The organism is Stappia sp. G46H5W, from assembly GCF_058448995.1.
In genome coordinates, this window is the sequence record NZ_JBZFLL010000002.1 from 632,980 (window position 1) to 645,383 (window position 12,404).

Annotated in this window: 9 protein-coding genes; 6 read left to right on the forward strand and 3 right to left on the reverse strand. The window is 67.3% G+C overall.

Annotation, left to right across the window (positions count from 1 at the left end; genetic code table 11):
- Window positions 1–3 precede the first annotated feature (3 nt).
- From trpC to ACVJ6E_RS08610, 3 genes are read right to left on the reverse strand one after another with little or no spacing between them, the layout of a single operon-like run.
- Window positions 4–813 carry an indole-3-glycerol phosphate synthase TrpC gene (trpC, locus tag ACVJ6E_RS08600; protein WP_120267889.1) on the reverse strand — a complete coding sequence of 270 codons (810 nt, stop codon included), beginning with the start codon at window positions 811–813 and terminating at the stop codon, window positions 4–6.
- A complete protein-coding gene (gene trpD, locus ACVJ6E_RS08605) occupies window positions 806–1,834 on the reverse strand; it encodes an anthranilate phosphoribosyltransferase (protein ID WP_120267890.1) in 1,029 nt (342 codons plus the stop codon). Before trpD ends, trpC begins: the two co-directional genes overlap by 8 nt.
- A gap of 34 nt (window positions 1,835–1,868) precedes the next feature.
- A complete protein-coding gene (locus ACVJ6E_RS08610; protein WP_120267891.1) occupies window positions 1,869–3,758 on the reverse strand; it encodes a peptidylprolyl isomerase in 1,890 nt (629 codons plus the stop codon).
- Window positions 3,759–4,006: 248 nt separating this feature from the next.
- Between ACVJ6E_RS08610 and tpiA the strand changes: the two genes are divergently transcribed.
- From tpiA to ACVJ6E_RS08640, 6 genes are all read left to right on the forward strand, one after another.
- Window positions 4,007–4,765 (forward strand): triose-phosphate isomerase, encoded by a 759-nt coding sequence (tpiA, locus tag ACVJ6E_RS08615; RefSeq protein ID WP_120267892.1) that lies wholly within the window; start codon window positions 4,007–4,009, stop codon window positions 4,763–4,765.
- 133 nt (window positions 4,766–4,898) lie between these two features.
- Entirely contained in the window at window positions 4,899–5,267 is a 369-nt protein-coding gene (gene secG, locus ACVJ6E_RS08620) for a preprotein translocase subunit SecG (protein WP_067215219.1), read from the forward strand.
- Between the two features lie 120 nt (window positions 5,268–5,387).
- Entirely contained in the window at window positions 5,388–7,016 is a 1,629-nt protein-coding gene (gene pyrG / locus ACVJ6E_RS08625; RefSeq protein ID WP_067215216.1) for a CTP synthase, read from the forward strand.
- 63 nt (window positions 7,017–7,079) lie between these two features.
- Window positions 7,080–7,946: a VOC family protein gene (locus ACVJ6E_RS08630; protein WP_120267893.1), complete on the forward strand. Its 867-nt coding sequence runs from the start codon at window positions 7,080–7,082 to the stop codon at window positions 7,944–7,946.
- 124 nt (window positions 7,947–8,070) lie between these two features.
- Window positions 8,071–9,216, forward strand: coding sequence for an efflux RND transporter periplasmic adaptor subunit (locus ACVJ6E_RS08635; RefSeq protein WP_067215211.1), 1,146 nt, complete (start codon window positions 8,071–8,073; stop codon window positions 9,214–9,216).
- Between the two features lie 5 nt (window positions 9,217–9,221).
- Window positions 9,222–12,371 (forward strand): multidrug efflux RND transporter permease subunit, encoded by a 3,150-nt coding sequence (locus ACVJ6E_RS08640; RefSeq protein WP_120267894.1) that lies wholly within the window; start codon window positions 9,222–9,224, stop codon window positions 12,369–12,371.
- The last annotated feature ends 33 nt before the right edge of the window (window positions 12,372–12,404 follow it).

Below are 12,404 nucleotides of genomic sequence, written 5' to 3' on the forward strand. Positions count from 1 at the left end.
ATCCTACTCCGCCGCAAGTCCGGGGCGCGCCAGCAGCGCGCGCGTCGCACCGGCCACATCGTCCTGGCGCATCAGGCTCTCGCCGATCAGGAAGGTTGAGATGCCGCAGCGCTCCATCCGGGCAAGGTCCTGCGGGGTGAAGAGGCCCGATTCGCCGACGACCAGGCGGTCGTCCGGGATCATCCCGGCCAGGTCCTCGCTGGTTTCCAGCCGCGTCTCGAAGGTCTTCAGGTTGCGGTTGTTGATGCCGATCATCGGCGAGGAGAGCCGCAGCGCCCGCTCCAGTTCGTCCGCATCGTGCACCTCGACCAGCACGTCCATGCCGAGACCGAAGGCGGTCGCCTCCAGGTCGGCGGCCAGCGCATCGTCGACGGCGGCCATGATGATCAGGATGCAGTCCGCGTTCCACGCCCGGGCCTCGAACACCTGATAGGTGTCGTAGAGGAAATCCTTGCGCAGGGCCGGCAGCGAGGTGGCGGCGCGGGCCGCGACCAGGAACTCCGGCGCGCCCTGGAAGGACGGGGTGTCGGTCAGCACGGAAAGGCAGGCCGCACCGCCCGCCTCATAGGCGCGGGCCAGCGCCGGCGGGTCGAAATCGGCACGGATCAGCCCCTTGGAGGGGCTCGCCTTCTTGACCTCGGCGATCAGGCCGAACTCGCCGGCCTCCTTGCGGGCGCGCAGCGCATTCAGGAAGCCGCGCGGCGCGTCGGCTCCGGCGGCGCGTCGCTCGATCTCGGCCTGCGGCACCGCGGCCTTGGCAGCGGCGATCTCCTGGCGCTTGTAGGCGCCGATCTTTTCCAGGATGTCAGCCATCGCCGCGCACCTCGTTCGACACTTCGACGAGGCGCGACAGGCGCGCCAGCGCATTGCCGCTGTCGATGGCGCCCGCGGCCATCGCGACGCCCTCGGCAAGGGTCGGAGCACGGCCGGCGACCATCAGCGTCGCGCCGGCATTCATCAGGACGGTATCGCGATAGGCGGACTTCTCGCCTTCCAGCACGGCCTTGAGCGCGACGGCGTTTTCCGGCGCCTCGCCGCCCTTCAGGTCGGCGGGCTCGTGGAACGCGAGGCCGACATCCTGCGGCGAGATCTCGAACAGGCGGATCTCGCCGTTTTCCAGCGCGGCGACGCGGGTCGGGCCGGTCGTGGTGATCTCGTCGAGACCGTCGGAGCCGTGCACCACCCAGGCCGATTCGGAGCCGAGGGCGGCCAGCACATGGGCGATCGGCTCCACCCATTGCGGGGCGAAGACGCCGACCATCTGGCGCTTGACGCCGGCCGGGTTGGACAGCGGGCCCAGCAGGTTGAAGATCGTGCGGGTGCCGAGCTCGGTACGGGCCGGGCCGACATGCTTCATCGCCGAATGGTGGTTCGGCGCGAACATGAAGCCGAGGCCCGCCTCGCGGATGCAGCGGGAGATGTGGGCCGGGCTGATGTCGATGTCGACGCCGAGCGCGGCCAGCACGTCGGCAGCGCCCGACTTCGACGACAGCGAGCGGTTGCCGTGCTTGGCGACATGGACGCCGCAGCCGGCGACCACGAAGGCCGAGCAGGTGGAGATGTTGTAGCTGCCCGAGGCATCGCCGCCGGTGCCCACCACGTCGACCGCATCGGCGGGGGCGGAGACCGGGACCATCTTGGAGCGCATGGTCGCGACGGCGCCGGCGATCTCGTCGACGGTCTCGCCGCGCACCCGCAGCGCCATCAGGAAGCCGCCGATCTGCGCCGGGGTCGCTGCGCCCGACATGATGATGTCGAAGGCGGACTGCGCCTCGGCGCGCGACAGGGCGTGTCCATCGGCCGCCTTGGCGATCAGGGTCTTGAGGTTGCTCAAATCGACGTCCTCCGGAAAGGGACCCGGGGCGGCATCAGCTGCCGCCCTGGCCGAGCACCCGGTTGATGTTGGCCTGGTTCACGCTGACGCCGAGCCGCGCCTCGCGTTCGCCGACATACTGGCCGATGACCGAGTTCTGCAGCGCGTCGGCCAGCCGCTGGTCGAGCGCGGCGATCTCGCCGGCCTCGCGGAAGAAGGCCGGGGCAGTGGCGCCGGTCACGCGGAAGACGAGACGGCGGTCGCCCTCGCGGGCGGCGGTGCCGAGCGTGCCGACGGGGCCGGAGAACACGGCCGGAATGGCGGCGGCGGGCAGGGGGCCGTTGGCGCCGTTGCGCTTGATGCCGCTGGCCGAGGCGACCGTCAGGCCGCGCTCGGTGGCGACATCCTGCAGCGACTTGCCGCCGCGGACCTCTTCGACGATGGACGCGGCCAGATCGTCGAGACGCGCCTTGCGCTGCTCGGCGGTCCAGGCGTCGACCACCTGCTGGCGCACTTCGTCCAGCGTGCGGTCGCGGGCCGGCACGACTTCGCGCACCTCGAACCAGAGGAACCCGTCGCGGCCGAGCTGCAGCATGTCGGCCTCGATACCGACATCGCTCTCGAACACGTCGGAGATCAGGTCGTTCACCTCCGGCAGCGAAACTGCGTTGCCTGCTTCGTCCTTGCCGGCGCTGTCGAAGGCGGCCGGCGTGTCGAGGGTCAGGGAGAACCGCTCGGCGACCTCCTGCAGCGTCGCACCGCCGGCGCGCGCGTCCTCGATCTCGTCATGCAAGTCCAGCACCTCGCGCTGCGCCTGGCGCAGGGCGATTTCCTTGCGCAGCTCCGGCGCGACCTCTTCCAGCGGCGACTGGTGCGCCGGGGTGATCTCGGCGATCTTGAGCAGCACGGACGTCAGGCGACCCTCGACGATGTCGGAGGTCTGGCCCTCGGCGAGCGAGAACGCCGCCTCGGCGATGGTCGGGTCGAGCAGATCGGTGCGGGCCATGTTGCCCAGCTCGACCTGCGCTTCCGTCAGGCCGCGCTCGGCGAGGATGTCGTCGAAGGTCTTGCCTTCGGAAAGGGCTGTGCGGGCCGCCTCGACCGCGGCAGCATCGCCCAGCGGGATCTGCAGGATACGGCGGCGCTCCGGCTCGCCGAAACGGTCGCCGGAGGCTTCATATTCCTGGCGCACGTCGTCTTCGCTGACCTCGTCCGGGCGTGCCAGGCGCTCGGGCGTCAGCGACAGCAGCGCGACCTTGCGGTACTCGGGCGCGCGGAACGTGTCCTGGTTGGCCTCGAAATAGGTGGTCAGCTCGCTGTCCGTCGGAGCGGGAATCTCGCCGGCCTGATCGGCGCCGAATTCCACGTAGTCGACGCTGCGCTCCTCGTTGGCGTGCTGGTTGAAGGCCTCCAGCATCGCCGCCGGGGTCGCAAGGCCGCCGCTGATCGCGTCGGCGATCTGCCGGCGCTCCTCGAGCAGGCGCCGCTCGGCAACGAAGGCATCTTCGGTCAGGCCGTTGGCCATCAGCACGCGGGCGAGCAGGGCGCGGTCGAAGCCGCCGCCCGGCGCCTGGAAGGCCGGAGCCTCCTGAATCAGGCGGACCAGCTCCTGGTCGGAAACGCCGAGATTGTACTGGTCGGCGGTCTCGTTCAGCGCAGCTTCCGCGATCAGGCGACCGAGCACCTGCGCGGGAATGCCGAGCGACGCGCCCTCGACGGTGGACAGCGGCCGGCCGATGTTGCGGCCGATCGTGTCGAGCTCGCGCCGATAGGCATTGTCGAACTCGACGATCGAGATCTTGCGGTCGCCCACCGTCGCGACCTGGTCGCCCCCGACATTGAGAAGATCGCCCGAAATGCCCCAGATCGCGAAGCTGATCACGAGAAGACCGATCAGGAGTTTGGAAATCCATGACTTTGCGCCGCTGCGCAGAGTGTCGAGCATTGCAGGTTCCGTCGTTTCTGGGGCGTTACCGGGGCAACAGGATACGGCCCGGACCTTGGGTAAGATCCGAGCGAGAGCGGCCGGATCATAGAGACGCGGGCCCGGCGGAGCAAGGCACTGGCAAAGGGTTGGGCGGCAGCTTGCGCCGTATCGTCTTGAACGGGGCGCAAATTCTGGTAGCACCGGCGCTGAACCTGCCTTTCGCGCAGACGCCAACCGCCGACCGAATGCCAGCCGAGGATGCCGACATGACCGAGAAGAACACGCCGCTGATCGCCGGAAACTGGAAGATGAACGGGCTGGCGACCGCACTCGGCGAGCTGCGCGCGATGGCGGAGGCGGCGGCCGGCGGTCTGGCCGCTTCGGTCGATCTGGCGATCTGCCCACCCGCGACGCTGGTCGCGGCGGCGGCGGCTGCCGCCGGCGACAGCGGCCTCAGCATCGGCGGACAGGACTGCCACACCGCCGCGAGCGGCGCCCATACCGGCGACATTTCGGCCGAGATGCTGGCCGATTCCGGGGCGCGCTGGGTCATCGTCGGCCATTCCGAGCGCCGGGCCGACCACGGCGAGAGCGACGCGCTGGTTCGGGCCAAGGCGGAAGCGGCTTGGCGCGCGGGCCTCATCGCCATCGTCTGCGTCGGCGAGACGGAAGCCGAGCGCAAGGCCGGCAAGGCCCTCGAGGTCGTCGGCGCACAGCTTGCCGGCTCGGTGCCGGACGAGGCCGACGGCGCGCGGCTGGTCGTCGCCTACGAGCCGGTCTGGGCCATCGGCACGGGCCTGACGCCGACGGTGGATGACGTTGCCGAGATGCATTCCTATATGCGCAAGGAACTGCAGGGACGGTTCGGGCCTTCGGCCGCGTCGATCCGGCTGCTTTATGGCGGCTCGGTGAAGCCGGGCAATGCGGGCGAGCTGCTGTCGGTGGACAATGTCGACGGCGCGCTGGTCGGCGGGGCCAGCCTGAAGGCCTCGGATTTCCTTGCGATCGCAAAGGCCGCCGGTTGATCTGCCGGCTCAGTTTCCGTCATGCGGCCAGCAGGTGGCAGCCATGAGCGGGAGCAGGGCCGATCAAGGGTGGAAACCGTGACGGCATTGGTGTAGAACCCGCTGCAATCCGAACACGAAAGACTGGTTGTCGATGGAAACCGTTGTCATCGTTATTCATCTGATGGTCGTGCTGGCGCTCGTCCTGGTGGTTCTCCTGCAGCGCTCCGAGGGCGGTGCCCTCGGCATCGGCGGCGGCGGAGGCGGGATGATGTCCAGCCGCGGCAGCGGCAATGTGCTGACCCGCGCCACCGGCATCCTCGCTGCGGTCTTCTTCGCGACCTCGCTGGGTCTTGCGCTTCTGGCCAAGAACAGCGATCGCCCGGCCTCGATCCTTGATACCGTGCCGGGCACGCAGACCGCGCCGGCAGGCGAGGGAACGTCGGGCTCCGGCAACGGCATTCTCGACCAGTTGCGTCCGCCCGAGACGCCCGCCGGACCGCAGGTTCCGGCGGCGCAGTAAGCCCAGGGCGGCAGGCGTCTTCATCCAATGCCCCGCGATACCCGTCGCGGGGCATTTTCTTGTGTGTTAACTCCGTGTCGGGCGTTCGAATCAGCGCCCGCAGCGATATGGTATTTGTCCATGGCGCGATACATCTTCATCACCGGCGGCGTGGTTTCTTCCCTTGGCAAGGGACTCGCCTCCGCGGCTCTCGGAGCCCTCCTGCAGGCGCGTGGATACCGGGTCCGGCTTCGCAAGCTCGACCCCTATCTCAACGTCGACCCGGGGACCATGAGCCCCTACCAGCACGGCGAGTGCTTCGTCACCGACGACGGTGCCGAAACCGACCTCGACCTTGGCCACTACGAGCGGTTCACCGGTCGTCCGGCCAACAAGATGGACAACATCACCACCGGCCGGATCTATCAGGACATCATCGCCAAGGAGCGCCGCGGCGACTATCTCGGCGGCACGGTCCAGGTGATTCCGCACGTCACCGACGCGATCAAGGCCTTCGTGCTGGACGGCAACGACGACTACGATTTCGTGCTGTGCGAGATCGGCGGCACTGTCGGCGACATCGAGGGCCTGCCGTTCTTCGAGGCGATCCGCCAGCTCGGCAACGAGCTGCCGCGCGGGCATGCGGTCTATATTCACCTGACCCTGATGCCGTTCATCGCAACGGCCGGCGAGCTGAAGACCAAGCCGACCCAGCACTCGGTCAAGGAGCTGCGCTCCATCGGCATCCAGCCGGACATCCTGATGGTCCGCTGCGACCGCAAGATTCCGGACAGCGAGCGGCGCAAGCTGTCGCTGTTCTGCAATGTGCGCGAAGGCGCCGTCATCCCGGCCTACGACGTCAAGTCGATCTACGACGTGCCGATCGCCTATCACAAGGAAGGCCTGGACGACGAGGTGCTGGCGGCGTTCGGCATCACCGGCGCGCCGGCGCTCGACCTGTCCCGCTGGACCGGCATTTCCGAGACGCTCGCCAACCCGGAAGGCGAGGTGACCATCGCCATCATCGGCAAGTACACGGTCCTCAAGGATGCGTACAAGTCGCTGATCGAGGCCCTGGTGCATGGCGGCATCGCCAACAATGTGCGCGTCAACATCGAGTGGATCGAGTCGGAGATCTTCGAGAAGGAAGACCCGACCCCGTGGCTGGAAAGCGTGCACGGCATTCTGGTGCCGGGCGGCTTCGGCGAGCGCGGTGCGGAAGGCAAGATCGCAGCGGCCCGCTTCGCTCGGCTGCACAAGGTGCCGTATTTCGGCATCTGCTTCGGCATGCAGATGGCGGTCATCGAGGCCGCACGCAATCTCGCGGGCATCGCGGACGCCAATTCGACCGAGTTCGGCGAAGCGGCCGAGCCGGTTGTCGGCCTGATGACCGAATGGTCGAAGGGCAACCAGATCGAGGTCCGGCGTGCGGACGGCGAGCTCGGCGGCACCATGCGTCTCGGCGCCTATCCGGCGCGGCTGCAGAAGGGCTCGCGCATCTCCGACATCTACGGTTCGGAGATGATTTCCGAGCGCCACCGCCACCGCTACGAGGTGAACATCTCCTACCGCGAACGGCTGGAGCAGGCGGGCCTTCGCTTTGCCGGTACCTCGCCGGACGGCCTTCTGCCGGAGACGGTGGAGATCGACGACCACCCCTGGTTCATCGGCGTGCAGTACCATCCGGAACTGAAGTCGCGCCCGTTCGAGCCGCATCCGCTCTTCGCGTCCTTCGTGGCCGCGGCAATCGAGCAGAGCCGTCTGGTCTGATCGGGACCGGGCCGGCCGTTCCGCACGGGACGGGCCGGACGCATTGGGGCAGGGGAGAGAACTATGACCGCACGCGGTTTCGATCACGTGGTCTGGACGGTGCGCGATCTCGCTGCCGCCGCCCGTTTCATGGAGCAGGCGGGCTTTCGCGTCACGCCGCGCGCCCGTCATCCCTGGGGGACGGAAAACCATCTGGTCCAGCTCGACGGGTTCTTCATCGAGATCCTCGGGATCGGCGACGAGACGCTGATCCCGGAAGCGTCGGGCAACAGCTTCTCCTTCGGCGCCTTCAACCGCGATTTCGTGAAGTCGCGCGAGGGCGTCTCGATGCTGGTGATGGAAAGCCGGGATCCGGCCTCGGACCGTGCCGATTTCGAGCAGGCCGGCCTTCACGTCTACGAGCCGTTCTCCTTCGGCCGCGAGGCGAAGCTGCCCGACGGCGGCATTCGCAAGGTCGGCTTCGACCTGACCTTCGTGCGTAACGACAGCGATCCCGCGCACGGCTTCTTCACCTGCCTCAACCGCTATCCGGAGAACTTCTGGTCGGCCGAGTACCAGGTCCATCCAAATGGCACGACCGCGCTCGAATCGGTGGTGATCGTCTGCGACGAACCGGCCGAGCAGCACATCTTCTACGCCGCCTTCACCGGGCGCCGGGAGATGAGGGCGACCAGCCTCGGGATCACCATCGAGACGCCGCGCGGCCGGCTGCACCTGATGCCCCCGGCGGCCTTCGCCTCGCTCTACGGCATCGAGGCGCCGCAGATCGCTCCGGGCGGTTCGGCGATCGCCGCGCTCGGCCTGCGGACTCGCGACCGCGCTCATGTTGCGCAGATGTTGCGCGAGGCCTCGCTGGAGGCTGTCGAGGCCCCCGAAGGACTGGTTCTCCCGGCCGGGGACCACTTCGGATTGGCGCTTGTCTTTGATTGAATTGCCTGCGTAACCTTTCCGAACTTGCAAAAAATCCGGCTTTGCTGGGGAGGTGTCATCGCCTCTTCTCGTTGGTCGGTTAGACGGGTGCCCTGTTTCCAGGACCCGGGGGGAGGTTACAATCATGGCCCAACTGCGTTCGTTCCTGCGCGTGAGCCTCGTTCCTGGTCTTGCCGTCGCGCTGGCCGCCTGCAATCCGTCGCAGGAGAGCTCGACCCAGGAAGCCCCGCCGCCCTCCGTCACCGTCGCCGCAGCCGTTTCCAAGGATGTGCGCCAGTCCGCGCGATTCGTCGGGCGCGTGCAGGCCGTCGACGACGTGAACCTGATCGCCCGCGTCTCAGGCTTCCTCAGCTCGAAGAATGTGGACGACGGCGCCACCGTCCAGGACGGCCAGCTGCTCTTCACCATCGAGCGCGCGCCGTACGAGGCGGCCCTTGCTTCCGCCAAGGCGGATGCGGCCCGCGCGGCCGCCGATGCGGCGCTGAAGGCCTCGGACCTGGAGCGCGACAAGGACCTGCTCGACAAGGGGCATGTCTCCCAGGCCAAGTATCAGGCGACGCTGGCCGCCAAGGAGCAGGCTGATGCGTCGGTCGCAGCCGCCAATGCCGCGATCACCCAGGCCGAACTCAACCTCGGCTACACCGACATCACGGCGCCCTTCGCCGGCCAGATCGGCAAGACCAACTTCAGCGTCGGCGACGTGGTCGGTCCTTCGACCGGAGCCATTGCGCGTCTGGTTCGCACCGATCCGATGTATGTGAATTTCGCGATCAGCGAGAAGGACTATCTCGACGCGGTGCGCGGCGCCAATCCGGCCGATGCGGTCGGCGACAAGCGCCAGCTGCCGGGCATCCATGTGATTCTGCCGAACGGCCAGCGCTACGAGCAGGACGGCGAGATCGTCTTCATCGACAATGTCGTCGATCCGAAGACCGGGACCATCGCCGTGCGTGGCCGCTTCCGCAATCCGAACCGCCTGCTGGTCGCCGGCACCTTCGTCGAGGCGGTGATCGAGGCGCCGGTGTCGATGAAGGAAATCGTCATTCCGCAATCGGCGGTGCAGCGGGACCAGCGCGGGCCCTTCGTTCTGGTGGTCGGCAGCAACGAGACGGTCGAACAGCGCTATGTCGAGCTCGGCCCGCAGGTCGACACGGACTTCACCGTCAAGAAAGGCCTGCAGGAGGGTGAGCGGGTGATCACGCTCGGCCTGCAGAAGGTCCGGCCGGGCGTCCCGGTCAACGCCGCGCTCGCCGCCGGCTCGGCGGAGTAACGCCGATGTTCTCGCGGATCTTCATCAACCGGCCGAAATTCGCGCTGGTCATCTCGATCGTCATCACGATCGCCGGCGCGCTTGGCTACATGTCGCTGCCGGTCGAGCAGTTCCCCAACATCACCCCGCCGGTGGTCAACGTCTCCGCCAGCTATACGGGCGCCAGCGCGCAGGTGCTGGAAGAGACCGTCGCCGCGCCCATCGAGGCCGAGGTGAACGGCGTCGACAACATGCTCTACATGTCGTCGAACAGCTCCGACAACGGCAGCTACTCGCTGAACATCGTCTTCGATGTCGGCACGGATCCGGACATCGCTGCGGTCAACGTGCAGAACCGCGTCTCGCAGGCAACCAGCGTGCTGCCGGCCGACGTCACCCGCAGCGGCGTGACCGTGCAGAAGGCCAGCACCAACATGCTGCTGGTCGTGACGCTGTATTCGCCCAACCGCACCTATGACGAGCTGTTTCTCGCCAACTACGCCTCGATCAACCTCAAGGATTCGCTTGCCCGCGTGAAGGGCGTGGGCAAGGCCGACGTGCTGACCGACTTTGCCTATGGCATGCGGATCTGGCTCGATCCGAACCGGCTCGCTGCCCTGTCGATGACGCCGTCGGACTTCATCGCGGCGATCCAGGACCAGAACCTCCAGGTCGCGGCCGGCCAGATCGGCGCGCCGCCGGCGCCCGACGGGCAGCAGTTCCAGTACACCGTGCGGGCGCAGGGGCGCCTGTCGACGGTCGAGGAGTTCCGCAACATCGTGCTGCGGACCGGCGACGACGGGGCCCTGGTGCGCATCGGCGATGTGGCCCGGGTCGAGCTCGGGTCGCAGTTCTACGCGGCGAGCGGACGCTATGACGGCAATCCGGCGACCGTGCTTGCGGTCTACCAGGCGCCGGGCGCCAACGCGCTTGCCGTCGCCGAGGGCGTCAGGGCGCGGCTGGAGGAACTGTCCAAGGCCTTCCCGGAGGATGTCGCCTACGACATTCCCTTCGACACGACCGAATTCGTCGAGCGCTCGCTCGACGATGTGGTCATGACCTTGATGATGACCTTCGCGCTCGTGGTCGCGGTGGTCTTCGTGTTCCTCGGCAACTGGCGGGCGACGATCATCCCGACCGTCGCCATTCCCGTCTCGCTGATCGGCACATTCGCGGTGCTGCTGCTGGCGGGTATGTCCCTCAACACGATCAGCCTGTTCGCGCTGGTGCTGGCCATCGGCATCGTCGTCGACGACGCCATCATCGTGGTGGAGAATGTCGAGCGCATCATCGCGGAAGAGGGCCTGTCGGCCAAGGAAGCGACCGAGAAGGCGATGGCGCAGATCACCACGCCGGTGATCGCGACCACCCTGGTGCTGCTCGCCGTGTTCGTGCCGACGATCTTCATGCCCGGCATCACCGGACGGCTCTATTCGCAGTTCGCCGTGACGATCTCGGTCTCGGTGGTGATTTCCTCGATCAACGCGCTGACCCTGTCACCGGCCCTGTGCGGCCTGGTGCTGAAGGCGCGCTCCGGCCCGCCGCGCGGGCTGCTGGCAGTCTTCGAAAAGGGAATCGGCCACGCCCGCGACGGCTATGTCGGCGTCGTGTCGCGCCTGCTTCCCCGATCGTTCCTCGGTCTTGTCGGCGTTGCCGGTGCCATTGCGCTGATCGTGGTGATGAGCGGCCGCCTGCCGCAGGGCTTCCTGCCGCTGGAGGACCAGGGCTACCTGATGGTCGATGTGCAGCTGCCGGACGGTGCTGCGCTGCCGCGCACCACGGAGATCACCGACCGGATGGAGGAGATGCTGGAAGGTGTCGACGGCATCCAGCACATCATCATGGTCAACGGCTTCTCGATCCTCAATTCGGGCCTTTCGCCGAATGCGGGTATGGTCATCGTCAAGCTGAAGCCCTGGGGCGAGCGCACGACGCCTGAGCTGAGCGCCGACGGGATCCTCGCCAGGCTCTGGGCGACGTTCGCGACGATTCCAGGGGCCAATATCATCGCTTTTAACGCGCCGCCGATTCCCGGGCTCGGCACCACCGCCGGCGTCGAGATGAAAGTCCAGCAGACCGGCGGCGGCACGCCGCAGGACCTGTCCTCGGCGGTCGGCTCGCTCGTCTACACCGCTAACCAGCAGCCCTCCATCGCCCAGGCCTATTCCACCTTCCGGGCGAACGTGCCGCAGCTCTTCGTCAATCTCGACCGCGAGCGGGCGAAGCTGCTCGGCATCAGAATCTCGGATGTCTTCCAGACGCTTCAGGCCTATCTCGGCGGATACTACGTCAACGATTTCAACCTGTTCGGCCGTGTTTATCGCGTGATGATTCAGGCGGAGGGCGCGCTTCGCGACCGGGCCGACGATATCGCGCAACTGCATGTGCGCAACGAGACGGGAGAGATGGTCCCGCTGCGCTCGATCGTCAGCGTTGAGAACGTGCTCGGTCCGCAGATTCTCAACCGCTACAACATGTTCCGCTCCGCCTCCGTCAATGCAGCTCCCAAAGCCGGCATGTCCACCGGCGACACGATCACGGAAATGGAGCGGGGCGCGGCCGAAGCGCTGCCGTCCGGCTACACCTACGAATGGACCGGCTCGGCGCTGCAGCAGCAGGGGGCAGGGGCCGTGGTGGTCATCGTGCTGATGCTGTCGATCCTCTTCGCCTATCTCTTCCTGGTTGCCCAGTACGAGAGCTGGTCGATGCCGCTGGCGATTCTGATGTCGGTGACGGTGGCGCTGCTTGGCGCCTTCGCCGCGGTGGCGGCCACGGGAAGCGACGTCAATCTCTACACCCAGATCGGCATGATCATGCTTGTCGGCCTTGGTGCCAAGAACGCCATCCTGATCGTCGAGTTCGCGATGGAGGAGCGGGAAAAGGGCAAGTCGATCATTGCCGCGGCTCGCGAGGCTGCGCATCTGCGGTTCCGTGCGGTGATGATGACGGCGCTGGCCTTCCTGTTGGGCGTCGTTCCGCTGGTCACCGCGAGCGGCGCCGGTGCGGCCAGCCAGAAGGCCATCGGATTCGCCGTGTTCGGCGGCATGCTGTTCGCCACGACCTTGGGCGTTGTGCTGATCCCCGTGCTCTATGTGGTCATGCAGATCCTGCGCGAACGGCTCAAGGGGATCTATGCCGGGGCCGATGCCGCGAGGGACGAGACCAAGCCTGCGTGAGCGGCAAGGCGAGGGCGGTTATCCACCCTCGCC